Origin of the sequence: Candidatus Accumulibacter contiguus (assembly GCF_036625285.1) — a bacterium.
In the GTDB taxonomy this organism is placed as follows: Bacteria; Pseudomonadota; Gammaproteobacteria; order Burkholderiales; family Rhodocyclaceae; genus Accumulibacter; species Accumulibacter contiguus.
Genome location: NZ_JAZKUC010000001.1, coordinates 1,819,146 through 1,834,710 on the forward strand (window position 1 = coordinate 1,819,146; position 15,565 = coordinate 1,834,710).

17 protein-coding genes and 1 pseudogene are annotated in these 15,565 nt (G+C 63.8%); 7 read left to right on the top strand and 11 right to left on the bottom strand.

Translation table 11 applies throughout. The annotated features are described in order from the left end of the window. Positions 1–84: 84 nt before the first annotated feature. Entirely contained in the window at positions 85–531 is a 447-nt protein-coding gene (locus tag V5B59_RS08850; protein WP_169069455.1) for a hypothetical protein, read from the bottom strand. 124 nt (positions 532–655) lie between these two features. Further along, a complete protein-coding gene (locus tag V5B59_RS08855; protein ID WP_169069456.1) occupies positions 656–871 on the bottom strand; it encodes a hypothetical protein in 216 nt (71 codons plus the stop codon). A gap of 225 nt (positions 872–1,096) precedes the next feature. Between V5B59_RS08855 and V5B59_RS08860 the strand changes: the two genes are divergently transcribed. From V5B59_RS08860 to V5B59_RS08885, 6 genes are all read left to right on the top strand, one after another. Next, the gene (locus V5B59_RS08860; RefSeq protein ID WP_308240057.1) at positions 1,097–2,083 is read left to right on the top strand and encodes an ABC transporter substrate-binding protein; all 987 of its coding nucleotides are present in this window, start codon (positions 1,097–1,099) and stop codon (positions 2,081–2,083) included. A gap of 2 nt (positions 2,084–2,085) precedes the next feature. Beyond that, positions 2,086–2,868 (top strand): ABC transporter ATP-binding protein, encoded by a 783-nt coding sequence (locus tag V5B59_RS08865; RefSeq protein ID WP_169069457.1) that lies wholly within the window; start codon positions 2,086–2,088, stop codon positions 2,866–2,868. Further along, positions 2,858–3,736, top strand: coding sequence for an ABC transporter permease (locus tag V5B59_RS08870; RefSeq protein ID WP_169069458.1), 879 nt, complete (start codon positions 2,858–2,860; stop codon positions 3,734–3,736). Before V5B59_RS08865 ends, V5B59_RS08870 begins: the two co-directional genes overlap by 11 nt. Continuing rightward, the gene (locus V5B59_RS08875; RefSeq protein ID WP_169069459.1) at positions 3,729–4,715 is read left to right on the top strand and encodes a hydroxyacid dehydrogenase; all 987 of its coding nucleotides are present in this window, start codon (positions 3,729–3,731) and stop codon (positions 4,713–4,715) included. Before V5B59_RS08870 ends, V5B59_RS08875 begins: the two co-directional genes overlap by 8 nt. Before the next feature lie 119 nt (positions 4,716–4,834). Further along, a complete protein-coding gene (locus V5B59_RS08880) occupies positions 4,835–5,749 on the top strand; it encodes a TauD/TfdA dioxygenase family protein (protein ID WP_169069511.1) in 915 nt (304 codons plus the stop codon). A gap of 292 nt (positions 5,750–6,041) precedes the next feature. Beyond that, a complete protein-coding gene (locus V5B59_RS08885; RefSeq protein WP_169069460.1) occupies positions 6,042–6,227 on the top strand; it encodes a hypothetical protein in 186 nt (61 codons plus the stop codon). On the opposite strand, the gene V5B59_RS08890 is transcribed toward V5B59_RS08885, so the two are convergent. The 3 genes from V5B59_RS08890 to sauS are packed head-to-tail and all read right to left on the bottom strand — an operon-like array spanning position 6,215 to position 8,885. Continuing rightward, positions 6,215–6,913 carry an AMP-binding enzyme gene (locus V5B59_RS08890; protein WP_248594694.1) on the bottom strand — a complete coding sequence of 233 codons (699 nt, stop codon included), beginning with the start codon at positions 6,911–6,913 and terminating at the stop codon, positions 6,215–6,217. The two genes, V5B59_RS08885 and V5B59_RS08890, sit on opposite strands and share 13 nt — an antisense overlap. Beyond that, a complete protein-coding gene (locus V5B59_RS08895; RefSeq protein ID WP_308240058.1) occupies positions 6,814–7,491 on the bottom strand; it encodes a class I adenylate-forming enzyme family protein in 678 nt (225 codons plus the stop codon). The genes V5B59_RS08890 and V5B59_RS08895 overlap by 100 nt, the downstream gene beginning before the upstream one ends. After that, positions 7,488–8,885 (bottom strand): acylating sulfoacetaldehyde dehydrogenase, encoded by a 1,398-nt coding sequence (sauS, locus tag V5B59_RS08900; protein ID WP_169069461.1) that lies wholly within the window; start codon positions 8,883–8,885, stop codon positions 7,488–7,490. Before sauS ends, V5B59_RS08895 begins: the two co-directional genes overlap by 4 nt. A 350-nt stretch (positions 8,886–9,235) precedes the next feature. On the opposite strand from sauS, the pseudogene V5B59_RS08905 reads away from it, so the two are divergent. After that, a pseudogene (locus V5B59_RS08905) lies at positions 9,236–10,510 on the top strand (GMC family oxidoreductase); the annotation flags it as partial. Positions 10,511–10,553: 43 nt separating this feature from the next. On the opposite strand, the gene V5B59_RS08910 reads toward V5B59_RS08905, so the two are convergent. The 6 genes from V5B59_RS08910 to V5B59_RS08935 all read right to left on the bottom strand — a co-directional run bounded on the left by V5B59_RS08910 (position 10,554) and on the right by V5B59_RS08935 (position 15,564). After that, positions 10,554–10,835, bottom strand: a complete 282-nt coding sequence (locus tag V5B59_RS08910; RefSeq protein WP_332351813.1) for a DUF2325 domain-containing protein — start codon at positions 10,833–10,835, stop codon at positions 10,554–10,556. Between the two features lie 52 nt (positions 10,836–10,887). Further along, positions 10,888–11,898, bottom strand: a complete 1,011-nt coding sequence (locus V5B59_RS08915; RefSeq protein WP_169069462.1) for an ABC transporter substrate-binding protein — start codon at positions 11,896–11,898, stop codon at positions 10,888–10,890. A gap of 241 nt (positions 11,899–12,139) precedes the next feature. Continuing rightward, positions 12,140–12,856 (bottom strand): aspartate/glutamate racemase family protein, encoded by a 717-nt coding sequence (locus V5B59_RS08920; protein ID WP_169069513.1) that lies wholly within the window; start codon positions 12,854–12,856, stop codon positions 12,140–12,142. A 9-nt stretch (positions 12,857–12,865) separates the two neighbouring features. Then, positions 12,866–13,876 carry a D-cysteine desulfhydrase gene (locus V5B59_RS08925; RefSeq protein WP_169069463.1) on the bottom strand — a complete coding sequence of 337 codons (1,011 nt, stop codon included), beginning with the start codon at positions 13,874–13,876 and terminating at the stop codon, positions 12,866–12,868. A gap of 27 nt (positions 13,877–13,903) precedes the next feature. Then, positions 13,904–14,710 carry an ABC transporter ATP-binding protein gene (locus V5B59_RS08930; protein WP_169069464.1) on the bottom strand — a complete coding sequence of 269 codons (807 nt, stop codon included), beginning with the start codon at positions 14,708–14,710 and terminating at the stop codon, positions 13,904–13,906. Further along, on the bottom strand, positions 14,707–15,564 hold the full coding sequence (locus V5B59_RS08935; protein ID WP_169069465.1) for an ABC transporter permease: 858 nt from the start codon (positions 15,562–15,564) through the stop codon (positions 14,707–14,709). The genes V5B59_RS08930 and V5B59_RS08935 overlap by 4 nt, the downstream gene beginning before the upstream one ends. Between the last annotated feature and the right edge of the window lies 1 nt (position 15,565).

Below are 15,565 nucleotides of genomic sequence, written 5' to 3' on the forward strand. Positions count from 1 at the left end.
GTGAGCGTAAGGGAATGGTTGCCGCGAGTCGTCAGCGAAGCGTCGACGTTCTGTCGGGATTTCGTCGGAAGGTGCGACGCGGATTCACAGGCGGGCGCGTATCAACTTGAGCTCCGCGCGACAGGCTTCGCCGAACGCCTTCAACGGGTCGGCGCCTACGGAGCGGGCAAGTTGGCCCATCTCCTGTACCGTCAGGTTGCGCGAGAAGTACTGGTCGGTGATGTGGCTCAACAGACGTTCGGCTTCGGCGAGCACCGGCTGCGAGGCGGTGAGGCGAATGCGATTCGTGAGTGCGTAGAGTGGGAGCAGCTTCTCCGGATCGTCGAGCGTGTGGACGAACGCGTCGATGAGAAGCTTCGCGCATTCGGCGATGAATTCGCCGTATAGCGTCTCACGCATGCGCATATCCCCCTGAATCAGCTCGCGCTGGCTGACCGTCTTCTGGGTAACCCAGGCGGTCGCAACGGCAGCCGAGCCGCCAACAAGCGAGCCGAGCACGCCTGCCATTGCGCTGACGATTGCACTATCCATGCGTTCGCTCATTCACGCGGGCGGCCACTTTCCCAGCAAATCGCCGAAGCGATTCCTGAGCTGCTCGACGACATACGCCTCAATCTGCTCCGTTTGCAGCCTTGCCGACGCTGAACGGTATCGATCACTCGCATTCCGCATTGAACGGCCGCTCGTGGAGGGTCGCGTCGAGGTCGCTAGCAACGCACTCGAGCAACTCGCGACCGGACGCAAATTCACATTGCCGTCCGGTAACGAGGTTCTCGATACGGCCGGCGAGCGCATCGGGCTTTGCATCGCCGCGCACCTTCACCACGTAGGCGCGTCGGGTCGGGTATTTGGAGTCAGTGTTGAAGGTCATCTCAGTTGTCGATGGTGAGTCATCGAGGCTAGCCTAACGGTTCTCGTACGCCGAGTTGTCAGCGTAACGTCGCCAAGTTGTCCGGATTCGGGCAAACCGACCTGCCCAGATGGCGCGGCTTGCCCCAGGAACGACCGTGTCCAATCGAATTACTGTGAAAGTCGCGCCAGCGACTCACGAATCTCCCCCTCGCCCGCGAATGCGGGAGAGCAACTGTCCTCCCGTGTGCTGGCAGCGATCGTCCTGCTCGGCACGCTGTTCACGGCGCAGGCCGAAACCACCGAAGTCCGCCTTGCCCAGCAATATGGCATCAGTTATCTGCCGCTGATGCAGATCGAGCAGAACAGGTTGCTGGAGAAGCACGCCGCAGCCAGGGGTCTCGGCGAGATCAAGGTCACGTGGTCGAAGTTCGCTGGCGGCAATGTGATGAATGACGCCTTGCTCTCCGGCAGCCTCGATTTCGCCGCTGCCGGCGTCGCGCCGGCGACGACACTTTGGGCCAAGACGCGTGGCACTCCGTCCGAGGTCAAGCTGGTGACGGCAATGAACTCGATGCCGATGTATCTCAACACGCGCAACCCGAACGTCCGATCGATCAAGGATTTCACCGACAAGGACAAGATTGCCCTGCCGGCCGTGAAAGTCTCGATCCAGTCCGTAACCCTGCAGATGGCTGCCGAAAAGCTGTTCGGTGAAGGCAACCACAACAAGCTCGATGCGCTGACCGTCACGCTGTCGCACCCGGATGCCCTGGTGGCGTTGCTGTCGGGCAGCAGCGAGATCAGCGCGCACTTCACAACGCCACCTTACCAGTACCAGGAACTGGAAAAGCCCGGCATTCATACCGTGCTCAATTCGTATGAAGTGCTCGGCGGTCCGGCCACCCTCAACGTGATCTACACCACCACCAGATTTCGCGAGGCCAACCCGAAGATCTACCAGGCCTTCCTCGCCGCGTTCGAAGAGGCCATCGCGCTGATCAACAGGGACAAGAGAGCTGCTGCCGAGTTCTACCTCAAGTATTCGAAGGACAAGGACACGGTGAAGGACATTCTGGCGATACTCAACGATCCGCAGATCGAATTCACGCAGACGCCCAAGAACATCACGCGATACGCCGACTTCCTGTTCAAGATCGGCACGATCAAGTACCGGCCGGCGAGCTGGAAGGAGCTCTTCTTCCCCGAGATTCACCATCTGTCGGGCAGTTGACGATGAGCGCACCCTTGCTCGATGTTCGCGACGTCACCCTGCAGTACAAGACCAGCGAGCGTCTCGTTACCGCTACGCAGCGCGTCAGCTTCCAGGTGCATGCCGGTGACCGTTTTGTCGTCCTTGGACCTTCCGGCTGCGGCAAGTCAACTCTGCTCAAGGCCGTTGGTGGTTATCTGGCTCCGGTCGAAGGCGAAATCCGTCTGAACGGGACACCGATTCGTAAACCAGGAGCCGATCGGGTGATGGTCTTCCAGGAATTCGATCAGCTACTTCCGTGGAAAACGGTCAAGGAAAACGTCAAGTTCGCTCTTGTCGCCAGCCGAACGCTGAGCGGCAGTGAGGCCGAGGACCGGGCGCTGCACTACATCGCCATGGTTGGACTCGCCGGCTCGGCCAACAGTTATCCTCACACCCTCTCTGGCGGCATGAAGCAGCGCGTGGCCATCGCGCGCGGTATGGCGATGCAGCCCGCCATCCTGCTGATGGACGAGCCCTTCGCCGCGCTCGACGCGCTCACCCGGCAGCAGATGCAGGACGAGTTGCTGCGCCTCTGGGAAGACACGCGCTTCACCGTGCTCTTCGTTACCCACTCGATCCCGGAGGCGGTCAAGGTCGGCAGCCACATCCTCCTGCTGTCGGCCCACCCGGGCCGGGTACGTAAACTGGTGCACAGCGACGGCAGCGATCGGGCAGACGCTTCCGGCCTGCGCCTGTCAGAGCGCATCCATCGCCAACTTTTCGAGTCCGAACCGGTTGCCAAGGAACTGGTCCATGCCGCCTGACGCTCGCTGCCCGGCGACCTCCGGCACGCTTGAGGCTCCACCATTGCTCAACGAGCCGCCAATCGCCGGTGAACGCCCACTCGTGCTCGTCGAGCAACTCGCCAACGTCGCCGCGCTACGCAAGATCCTGTTGCTCATGGTGCTCGCCGTGCTCTGGCAGGCTTATGCCAGCCGCCTCGACAATCCCCTGCTCTTCCCGACCTTCACCGCCACGCTGGAAGCGTTGTGGGAAGGCCTCTTGTCGGGAGCCCTGATCCAGCGCGCGGCCTTCACGCTCAAACTCCTGCTCGTCGGCTACGCCAGCGGCGTCCTGCTCGCGGGCTTGCTGACCGGTCTGGCGATCGGCTCCCGGCTGGGTAACGACCTGCTGGAAACGTTGACCGCGATGTTCAACCCCTTGCCGGCGATTGCCCTGTTGCCGCTGGCGCTGCTCTGGTTCGGCCTGGGCGCTGGCAGCTTGATCTTCGTACTGATTCACTCCGTCCTGTGGCCGGTTGCCCTGTGTACCCATGCTGGCTTCAAATCGGTCTCGCCGACGCTGCGCATGGTCGGCCGCAACTATGGACTTGTCGGCCCACGCTACGTAACCCGGATCCTCATTCCCGCCGCTTTCCCATGCATTCTCTCCGGCTTGAAGAATGGCTGGGCCTTTGCCTGGCGCACGCTGATCGCCGCCGAGTTGGTCTTCGGGGTCAGCTCGGGGTCGGGTGGCCTCGGCTGGTTCATCTACGAGAACAAGAACCAACTGGAAATCCCGTCGGTGTTCGCTGGCCTGCTGACCGTCATCCTGATCGGTCTGGCCATGGAAAACCTGGTTTTTCGCAGCATCGAAGTATGTACCGTCAGACGTTGGGGGATGCATGCCTGACGCTGAAACACTGGACCCGGTCGTCGTGATTTCCGAGTTCATGGAGGCTGCGGCCGTAAGGAGCTTGCGGGCACAATTCCCGGTCCATTACGACCCCGAACTGTTCGACCATCCGGCACAGTTCTACCGCCTGCTGGCCAGCGTCCGCGCCCTGATCGTCCGCAACCGGACCCGGGTCGATGGGGAGTTGCTCGGCCGGGCGCCGAGGCTGGAAGTGATCGGTCGCCTGGGTGTCGGGCTGGACAACATCGACCTCGTAGCATGCCGCGCGCGCGGCATTGCCGTGCACCCCGCCGCCGGGGCCAATGCCCGCGCGGTTGCAGAATACGTTCTGGCGATGATGCTGATCACCCTGCGCGACGACTATCACCGTACGGCAGATCTCTCCTCGGGCAGATGGCCAAGCGCGTATCACGCCGGCGGCCGCCAGGCGGCTGGCAAGACACTGGGGCTCGTCGGCTTTGGCGCTATCGGTCAGTTGACCGCCAGGCTCGCCCGCGCCATCGGCTGCAGGGTCATTGCCTGCGATCCGGCGCACGCACCTGGTTCCCTGCTGTGGAGAGAGTTGGATATCGAACCGGTGGGCTTCGATGACTTGCTGGCTGCGGCCGACGTCGTTTCCCTGCACCTGCCGCTGACCGCCGCCAGCCGCGGTCTTTTCGGGCGAGAAACCATCGCCCGAATGAAGCCGCAAGCCATCCTGATCAACACTGCGCATGGCGGCATCGTTCACGAGCGCGCTCTGGCCGATGCCCTGTGCAGCGGTCATCTGTCGGGCGCGGCAATCGACGTTTTCGCACGCGAACCATTGCCTGCCGGCTCACCGCTGGCCGGCCTGCCCAACGTCTGGCTGACACCGCACATCGCCGGACTCAGCCGAGAAGCCAATCTCCGCGTCAGTGCTTTGATTGCCGAGCAGGTCAGCCGGAGCCTCGCCCGCATCACCGAAGACCAGGCTGTTTGCCAGTCATCAAGCTGAAAATCGACCCATGACTGCCCCACGCACCCCGCCCCCGCTGCCCGACAACGCTGGGTGCAGCACAAGAGGTGGGCAGCAAGGCCGTTCTGCCAATCTTCATCCTATATCGAGGAATCATGATGAGTTTCTACCAGGACTACAACGACAAGCTGGCCATCGAGCAGTGGAACACTTTTGAACGCGGCGCCTATCGGACGATCAAGGTCACCCCGCTGTCACCCGCGCTAGGTGCCGAAATCGAAGGCGTCGACCTGCGGCAGGAAACCGCACCGGAGCAACTGGCAGAGATCAGGCAGGCGATCACGGAAAATCTCGTCCTTGTTTTTCGCGACCAGAAAATCGCTGCCGAGGACCATAAACGTTTCGCGCGCTATTTCGGCACCCTGCACCGGCATCTCCTGGCGGGCAACAGCACGCTCTCGGCGCGCAGCCAAGATCCAGAGATCCTGGCCTGGAAGACCGGCCGCAGCTCGCGTTACACCGCCGGCGATGCCTGGCACAACGATGTTTCCTGCGATCCCGAGCCTATCTGGGGCTCCTTCCTGCGGGTCACCCGTATGCCCGAGATCGGCGGCGGTGATACCGCCTTCACCAACCTGCACCTCGCCTACGAATCCCTCTCCGATCCAATCAAGCGGTTGCTCGATGGCTTGACGGCAATCCACGATGGACGCCAGGCCTGGACTGCCGGTTACGGAGCCGAACCGGATCCCGGCCAGACCTTCCCGGCTAGCGAGCACCCGGTCGTGGCCCGTCATCCCTTCAGCGGCCGCAAGTTCCTTTTTGTCAACCCTGCCTTCACTTCGCACGTCGTTCAGTTGACCCGCGCCGAAAGCGATGCCCTGCTGCAACTGCTATTTCGCCACGTCGAGAAACACCTCGCCTTCCAGGCGCACATTCACTGGACGCCCGACACGCTGATCTTCTGGGACAACTGGGCAACGCAACACCACGCGATCTGGGATTACTATCCTTTCGAGCGCTGGGGAGAACGCGTTTCTGCCTCCCTCGGCTTCCCGCCGCAGCAAGCCTGAGTGAACCGCCTGCCCCGGAGCGACCGAGCGCAGATAATTGCGGCATGACCTGTGCGACAACACCCATCCACAGAAGAGCGGCGGTGTCGCCCGCTACAGCGCATAAGCTCATAAGCTCATAAGTGCAAAGTATTTCCCCTCGCTACCCCGCCTCCGAGAGAATGTACCTCGACCGCCGGCTTTAACCGATAACTTGCCGGGGCGGGATACAAATTCTGGCTAAAGCGTCGCTCGCTCCAGCACTCCCCGGGAGCCGGCCACGCCGGATCACAGGGGAGCAAGGAGCAGCATCATGGTCATCACTCTCGAATTGCCCGTGTGGCACCGATCTTTCGACGATCCACTGTCTGCCTACGAAAAGCATTTTGGTGCCTTGCCCGCCTGGTTTGAGGAGGTTTCCCGGCCCGTAGCGCTCTCGCTGGCCCGGCAAGCGTTGCGCGCCGGAGTGCCGCTGACACCGGCGGATCACCTGTCCTGAGCAATCAGATTCGGCAACCGCAGGCGCTGCACCTTGCCGGAAGGCCCCTTGGGAAGTTCTTCAATGAGGAGAATCCGCGCCGGCGTCTTGAAGGGCCCCAGGTGGTGACGGCAGAAGGCGATCAGATCGTCACCGACCTCGCCCGGCTTCAGCACGACGCCGGCGGCAATTTCCTGACCATAGAGCGGGTCCGGGATGGCGAAGGCAGCTGCTTCCAGCACGGCCGGATGGGCCAGCAGCACTTCGTCGATCTCGCGCGGAGCGATGTTCTCGCCTCCCTTGATGATCAGTTCCTTGAGGCGACCGGTGATGAAATAGAAACCCTGCTCATCGCGGTAACCAAGGTCGCCGGTGCGAAGCCAGCCATCGGCCGTGAAGGCGCGTGCGCTTTCTGCCGGCGCCTTGTAGTAGGCGGCCATCACGTTCTCACCGCGAACGACGATCTCGCCGGCAACGCCGACCGCTTGCTCGACGCCGCTGTCCGGATCGATCACCCTCGCCTGGTTGCCGAAGGCGCGGCCGGGACTGCCGAGCTTGCGCGCGCTGCGTTCGAGGGGGTTGGTGAACACGGGCGCCGCAGTCTCCGTCAGACCCATGGTTTCGATGATGCCGACGGCGAAGCGCTCCTCAAAGGCGCGTTGATGAGCCGGCGGCAGCGGTGCCGACGCCGAGCGGCAGAAACGCAGACGACCCGCAGCAGCCGCAGTCGCATGGCCACTGTCGCCCTGCAGCAGCCGGAGGTGTACATCAGTAGCGCCGGCGCGTCGGCGGCTGGTTCCGGGTCCGGCCAGGACGCCTGCTCCGATTCTCCGGGCAGAAGGGCGCTGTCGGGATCGACGATGAATAGGCGCATCCGTACTTCCCGACGAACGCTCGCCAGCGCCGCGCGCAGCGCTTCTTCCCGTTCCGGGGCCACGAAAACCGCCTGGCAATCGGAGTGGCCGAGAATGAAGGCCAGTTGCGCCGGCTGGGCAATCAGGCTCAAGGGAACCAGGACGCGGCCGCAGGCCGTAACGCCGACGAACAAGCGCACGGCCTGCAGGCCGTTGGGCAGGAGCAGCCCGACATGGGCGCCGGCGGCAATTCCCTGTGCGGCAAGAAAGGCGGCGAGGGCGCGTGAACTTCGCAGGAGATCGCCGAAGCTGAGTCGGCGACCCGTTTCCGGAGCGATCACGAAATCCGCAGCGGCATGGGTTCTGGCCTGGTATTCAAGGACACCACGGACGGAACTGCCGCGGGAATCCGGATGGTCGTGGGCATTCACTTGCCGAAAAGCCGCCAGTAGTCCCCGAAGATCTCTTCCTCACTCGGTACCCGTTCCGGGATCGGCCGCACGATGCGCGTAATGTTGAGGAAGTGGCGATAGTTGAGGTTGTCGGAGAAGCTGTTCCCGGCCCAGGTGCCACAACCCATCGACAGCGAGAACGGCAGGCCGTTGGCGAACGAACCGCCGACCGCGTAGCAGTGCACCTGGTCCACGATGACCCGGCATACCGGGAGATCAAGGCCGAGGCGCAGTTGCTGTTCGGCGTTGGCGCCGTGAATGCCGACCGAATGCCCCTGGCCCTGGTACTCGTAGAGGCGCCGCACCTGGGCGATGGCGGCGTCGAAATCCGGCACCCGATAAACGGTGAGCACCGGCGAAAGCTTTTCGCCGGAAAAGGGGAATTGCGCTCCCACCCCTTCCTCGCTGACGAGGATGAAACGGCAACTCTCGTACGCCGCTCCGAAGAGTCCGGCCAGACGAGCAATTTCCGTCGCCGGGCGCGCGATCAGGCGGGGCGACAGGCGGCCCTCCGGGAACAGTGCCTTGGCCAGGCAGGCCTTCTCGGCCGGCGTCGCGAGTACGCCGCCTTCGGCACGCAGCGCAGCCAACAGCCGCTCCCAGGCGCCCTCGACGACAATCAGGCTGTTTTCGGAGGAGCAACTGGTGGCATGGTCGAAAGTCTTGGAGGTGGCGATGCGGGCTGCCGTGACCACCGGGTCGGCAGAGGGCAGGACGATCGCGGCGACATTGCCTGCCCCGACGCCGAGGGCCGGCTTGCCGCTCTGGTAAGCCGCTTTGACATTGTCCCGCGAACCCGTGGCAACGACCAGATCAGCCTGGGCCATGAGTTTCGCCAGCATCGCCCGCGAGCCCGGGGGAGGAAGTTGCTGGACCAGATCAAGGGGTGCGCCGACCTTGACCAGTTCGGCGTGAACGAAGTCGAGCAGCAGCGCACAGGTCGAGGCGCCCTTGGGTGAAGGGGCGAGAATGATCGCGTTGCCACCCTTGAGCGCATTGATCAGCTTGTTGGCCGGCGTCGCTGCCGGATTGGTCGATGGCGTCACTGCCGCCACCACGCCGACCGGGCGGGCAATCTCGGTCATGCCGCGCGCGCAGTCCTCGGCAATGACGCCGACCGTGCGCACGCCCTGCAGGTCGCGCAGCAGGCCGAGCGTCTTGCGGTGATTCTTGCGCACCTTGTCCTCGACCGCGCCAAAGCCGGTGTCGCGCACCGCCTGCTCGGCCAGGCGTCGGTTGCGGCCAGGCTCGATGATCGCCCAGCCGGCCGCGGCGACGGCCGCGTCGACCCGGTCCTGGGTCCAGGTCGCGAACTCGGCCTGGGCAGAGCGCGCGCGGCCGAGCAGTGTGCCGACCGGGTCGCTGTCGGTCACCGCTCAGCCTTTGGCACTACGCGCCGCGTATTTCGCCAGCAGGCGCTTCGGCGGCTTGAAGGCATCGCGGCCAAGAACGAGTGGGGCGCTTCGAATTGCAGATAGCTGTTGGCGACCAAGGTCTCGACAAACGCCTCCGGGGGCGTCATCCGCTGCCTTCCTGCTCCCATCCTCGATTCTCCGTGATTGAACACTCGATTCTAGGGGCCGGCGGCGGCGGCCGTAACGACGCTTTCCTGCTTAGCTTATTCGGCGATCGCCGTTCGGGAAAAAGCCCGAGGCGGATCCAGGATCTGCCCATTGGGGCCTTTCAAGGCGGCCCTGCTGAATGATTGATAAGCTAATCAGCACTCGGCAACGCCGGCTGGGCCTGGCAGGAGGTGCTGCCCTGCTTCATCCGCGCCGAGAGCAACGATCTCGGTCGCGGACCATTGCACGGCAACTCCGGACCGCTCAAGGTGTCGAGTATCGGCCAGGAGCACGAGTTGATGGAGGCGATCATCGCCGCCGGCGAATCCTTGGGCATTCCCCGTACTGTCGATTTCAACGGCCCGCAGCAGGAAGGCGTCGGCTACTACCAGCTCACCACGCACCGCGGCTGGCGTTCGTCGTCGGCCACCGGCTACCTGCAACCTGCCCGCCGGCGTGGCAACCTGCGGGTCCTCACCGGTGCCCAGGTCACCCGTATCCGCTTTGCCGGCAGACACGCCCGAGCCATCGAGTATCGCCGGGGCGGCAGTGAAGGATCGGCGCTGGCCGGCGGCGAAGTCATCCTCGCCGCCGGTGCCGTGCACAGCCCGCAACTGCTTGAACTGTCCGGCGTTGGCGATGCCGCGCGGCTGGGAACACTGGGCATTCCGGTGATTCGCCACCTGCCGGGGGTTGGCGAGAACCTGCAGGACCATCTGCAATTGCGCCTGATGTACCGGGTGGCCACACCGATCACCACCAACGACGATCTACGCACCCTCACCGGCAAGGCCCGTATCGGGCTGCAGTGGCTGCTGCGTCGCAGCGGCCCCCTGGCCATCGGTATCAATCAGGGTGGGTTGTTTACCCGTGTCTTGCCGGAATCCCACAGCCCCGATGTCCAGTTCCACTTCGCCACCCTGTCCGCCGACCAGGCGGGAGGCCAGCCGCACCCCTGGTCCGGTTGCACCTTTTCGGTCTGCCAGTTGCGGCCGGAATCCCGCGGCAGCGTGCATGCGCGCTCGCCGGACCCGCTGACGCCACCGGCCATTCGCCCCGGCTATCTGACCGCCGAACTGGACCAGCGAACCGCCGTCGCCGGACTGCGCTTTGCCCGCCGCCTGGCGTCAGCCTCAGCGCTGCAAGCTTACCTCAGCGAGGAATACCGCCCCGGGAAAGCCGCACGCAGCGACGAGGACCTGCTGCAGTTTGCCCGCGACTACGGAGTCACGATCTTTCACCCGGTCGGTAGCTGCCGGATGGGCAGCGACGAAATGGCCGTCGTTGATCAGCAGTTGCGTGTTCACGGGCTTGCGGGCCTGCGCGTCGTCGACGCCTCGATCATGCCGACTCTGGTTTCGGGTAATACCAATGCGCCAACGATAATGATTGCCGAAAAAGCGGCCGAAATGATCCTGGCCGCGGCTGCCGCTTGAACCCTGCTGGCCGGGGTCAATCAGGCGGCAGCCGCGGCCAGGATCAGGCGCCGATTCCAGCCAGCGCCTCGCCCAGTTGACTGAGGCAACGGCGACTGAAGATGATCGGTACGCGCATCTTGTTGGCGGTCCGCCGGGCCTTCAAGGCCAGGAGGTGATTGACCTGGTCGACGAGAACGACGACCAGGCGCGTCCCGGACGGAATCTGGCGGTGGCACTCGCTTTTCCGGCGACCATTCCAGTGGTGGACGGTCGCGTAGCCCCGGCTCTGCAGAAAATCGCTGTAGCTCCCCACGCGGTCGCCGCCGACGATCAGTGCGATCACGACGACTGCACTCCACACACCAGCCGGATGGAAGGATTCGCGGGCATCGCGGTCAGCCCGCCGGTTTCCAGATGACTACCTCGGCGGTATTCACCTTCTTCGGCACCAGTCCCTCGCCAAAGAACGCGTCAGCAATCTTCTGCTGCTCGGCGAGAGCTGCCGGCGCGACCGTGCGCACGTCATAGCTACGGCGGCTGTTGGCCAGTTCGACGGTAGCCGCATCGAGCCCCCAGACCGGTGCCAGCAGGCTCGCGGCCTCCTTCGGGTTGTGCCTGATCCAGACGCCCGCCTTCTTCAGTTCCTCGAAAATGATGTTCAATACCTGCGGATTGGCTCGGGCGTAGGGAGTGGAAACCAGGTAGTAGCGCTGGTAGTCGGCGACATTGCGGCCATCGCTGACGATGCGCACCTGCGACTGGCGTTGCACTCCGGCAAGGAAGGGATCCCAGGTCACCCAGGCATCGACGGCACCACGCTCGAAGGCGGCACGGCCATCGGCAGGACTGAGATAGGCCGGCTCGATGTCCTTGAACTTGAGGCCGCTCTGTTCCAACAGGGCAATCAGCAGGTAATGACTGCCCGCCGCCTTGGCCACCGCCACCCGCTTTCCCTTGAGGTCGGCCACCGCCTTGGCCACCGCCACCCGCTTTCCCTTGAGGTCGGCCACCGACTTGATCGGCGAATCCGCGCGCACCACCAGGGCCTGCGCAGTCGGCGACGGCGCTTCCTGAGCCAGATAGGTCAGGCGCGCGCCGGCTGCCAGCGCGAAGACCGGCACGGTATCGGCGACGTCGGCGCTGACATCGACGCTGCCGATGTTGAGGGCCTCCAGCAAGGGCAGGCCACTGGTGAATTCGTGCCAGCTCACCGTCACCCCGGCAGGAGTCAGGCGCTTTTCCAGCGTACCCCAGGTCCTCAGCAAGGTGATCAGGGTCGAGGATTTCTGGTAGCCGATGCGCAGGGTGGTCGTTTCGGCAGCCCGGGCCAGTGGCGCCAGGCAAGCACCGATGCCGGTAGCGGCAGCGATACCGAGGATCTGCCGGCGACTGAAGTTCAAGTTCATTGCAGACCTTCGCAAACGACGGGACCGTCGATGATTTCCTCGATCCGTCCGCTGAACTCGTTTCTAGCGTTGATTGACTGGATGTGCACGACATTCTCCGTTGGGGGATTGACAAGTACAGTCTGGCCAATGCTGACGCTCGCGGCAAATAATAAGAAATGAGTTCCTTATTACCCCGCGGCTCACCTTGCCCTGACGCAAGCCCCTTCCGGATGCCCCGTGGCGATAGAGGGCCGATCCGTCACGGCTGCGGCGAGACCTGCCGCCAATAGGCGACGCAAACCTCGGCCAGAGCCTGCGTCGAGTCGATGCTGATCGGCAGGAGTTCCGAGTCAATGTGGGTCAGCCCGATCGGTACCTCGGTACAGGCCAGCACCAGCCGGCGTGCCCCCCGCTCGACAAGCAGACGACCGGCGTGCTCGAGCAATTTGCCTCCGCGTTCCAGTTCGTAGTTCTTGATCGCGTAGCAGCCGGGAGTGAAGAATTCGTCCAGTTCTTCGTCGGTATGGGTGTGAAAGGGAATACCCCCGGCAACGAAACGCTGCTGGTAGATCTCGGCGCGCAAGGCACCCCTGGTTGCGATCAGCCCGACGGGTGCGACCGCCGAAGTTGCACGCGCCAAGGCTGCCAGCGTCGCATCGGCGATATGGATCACAGGCACGCTGCTGGCGGCAGCCAGGGCGTCAAACCACAGATGTGCCGTGTTGCAAGGGATGACGATCCGGGTCGCCCCCGCCGCGTTCAGTCGGGCGATACCGGCCAGCATCGCCGGCAGCGGGGACTCGCCAGTACCGGCCAATGCGCGCTGCCGGTCGGGGATTTGCGGCACATTCCAGACGACCGTCGGCACGTGTTCCTGGTCACGGCGGGCCGGCAGTGCGACGATCAGTTTGTGGAGAAAATCGACCGTCGCGAGTGGGCCCATCCCCCCCAGCACGCCGATCAGTGGCTGCGTCACCGACATCGATCAGAGCGCCGCTCTCGGCGCAAGCAGCGAACGGTAGGCAAACAGGCCGGTCGCTCCGCCAGTGTGCAGGAAGACAATGTTTTGTCCCTTCCGGAAATGCCTGTTGCGCACCAGGTCGACCAGGCCGGCGAAGCCCTTGCCGGTATATACGGGGTCGAGGAGAATGCCCTCGTGCCGAGCCAGCAGGTGCACGGCTTCGATCATGCCGTCGGTGGGCACGCCATAGCCCTCTCCGACGTAGTCGGAATTGACCACCACCGAGTCCTCGGGGAAGCTCCCGCGTATGCCGAGCAGGTCCCAGGTCCGGGCAGCCAACTGCCGAACGTTGTGTTCCTGCTTCTCCTTTGCCGCCCTGACGCTGATGCCGAGTACGGGAATGTGGCTGTTCGACCCCTGCAAGCCAACCAGTAATCCCGCCTGTGTACCCGTGCTGCCGGTCGCGTGAACCACGTGGTCAATATGCAGCCCGTGTTCGTTGGCGTGGGCAACGATCTCCTGTGCCGAAACGACATAGCCCAGTGCACCGATCGGATTGGATCCGCCACCCGGGATCAGATAGGGTGTTTCGCCGGCAGCGCGCAGACGTTCGCCTGCCGCGATCAATTCCCCGTGCATGTCGAGGCCAGCCGGCCGGGTTTCGATGACAGCCCCGAGAATCTGGTCGAGCAACACATTTCCGTTCGCGTAGTAATCCGCTGGTGCGCCGCTGACGCGCTCTTCCAGCAGAACGGTCGTCTTGAATCCGTACTTGTTGGCCGCCGCTATCGTCTGGCGGACATGGTTGGACTGGGTGGCTCCCTGGGTGAGGATATGTGTGGCGCCCTGCGCCAGTGCATCGCCGATCAGGAACTCCAGCTTGCGCGTCTTGTTGCCGCCCAATGCCAGGCCGGTATTGTCATCGCGCTTGATGTAGATGTTCGGGCCATCGAGAAGGCGGGTCAGGTTGCCCAGGAACTCCAGTGGCGTTGGCGCCTGGGTCAGGCGGACGCGCGGAAATGAAGCAAGGTTCATGTTTCTTGATGCTCCGTAACAGAAGGGTCAGGCAGGTTCGCCGACGAGGGACTTGGCCGCCTCTTCGCGCACCACGTGCAGAATGTTGCGCTTCAACTGGCCATAGCGTGGGTCCGCGACCAGATCTTCGAGGCTGCGCGGCCGCTCGAAGGGAACCTGCAGCTCCTCGCGGATACGGCCCGGCCGTGCCGACATGATCAGCACGCGGTCCGCCAGGAACAGCGCTTCGTCGATGTCGTGAGTGACAAAGAGGATGGTTGTCTGGATGGTTTGCCAGATCGTGGTCAGCAGTTCCTGCATGGCCAGCCGGGTCTGCGCATCGAGGGCGCCGAAGGGCTCGTCCATGAGCAGGATTTCCGGATTCGGCAGCCAGGCGCGCGCCAGGGCGGCCCGCTGGCGCATACCACCCGAGAGTTGCCAGGGAAAGTGCTCGGCAAAGTCCTGCAGGCCGACCAGGCGCAGGTAGCGCTCGGCATCGGGCAGATACTGCTGCGCGGTCTGACCCGACATGCGCGGTCCAAAGGTCACGTTGTCGCGTACCGACAACCACGGAAACAGCGTCGGCTGCTGAAACACCATGCCGCGCTCCGGGCCTGGGGCGTGGATGGGTCGGCCATCCAGCAGCACTTCGCCCCGGTCGGCCTGGTCAAAACCGGCCACCAGGTTGAGGATCGTCGACTTGCCGCAACCCGACGCACCGAGCAGGCAGACAAATTCACCAGCCGAGAGCACGAAGGAAACGTCTCTCAGCACGTCGCCGTCCAGGGCCGCAGAAGTTGGGCCGGCGAATTGCTTGCAGACCCGTTGCAGGGAAATCCTCGGTGGCAGGCTCATGAATCCATGCCGGCCCACGGCGCAAAGCGGCGTTGCAGGTGCACCAGCGACCAGTCAAAGAAATAGCCGGTCAGTCCGAGCAGGACGATGCCCAGCAAGACGACATCGGTACGCAGGTAACTGCCGGCATTGATCACCATCCAGCCCAGCCCCGAACTGGCAGCCACCATTTCGGCGGCGATCAGCGAGGTCCAGCCGATGCCGATGGACAGCCGGACGCTGGTGAAGAGTTCGGGCAGCGCATTCGGCAGTACCACATACAGGAACAGCTGCCGGCGGTTGGCGCCCAGGGTCTGCGCGGCTCGCCGGCGAGCCTGGCTGACGCCGAGTACGGCGGCCGCCGCACCCACCACGATGCTCAGGAAGCTGGAAATGAAGATCAGGAAGAACTTCGCCCCCTCGCCAATCCCGAACCAGACGATGACCAGCGGAATCAGCGCAATCTTGGGCAAGGGACGCAGGAACTGCACAAAGGGATTGAGCGCGGCGCCCAGGGTCGGTGACAAGCCCATCCCCAGGCCCAGTGGAACCCCGCTGACGATCGCCACCACGAACGCGACCAGCGCTCGCGCCGTGCTGGTGAGAAAATGCTCCCACAAGGGCGTTTGCCGGTAGCCGGAAGCAAGCAATTCAAGCGCCGTGCGCAGGATCTCGCTGGGTGGTGGGAGTAGCAGCGGGTCAACCCAGTTCAGGCTGCCGGAGAGCTGCCAGACCAGGACAAACAGAGTGACGGTGGTGCCACTGATCAGCGGATACTTCCAGCGTCGCCACGGCGCCGCCGGTTCTCGTGGACCTTTGCCGGTTGCCGCTTCCTGTTGTGGCAGCAGCAGCGCCAATTCAGCTTCAGAGCGCATT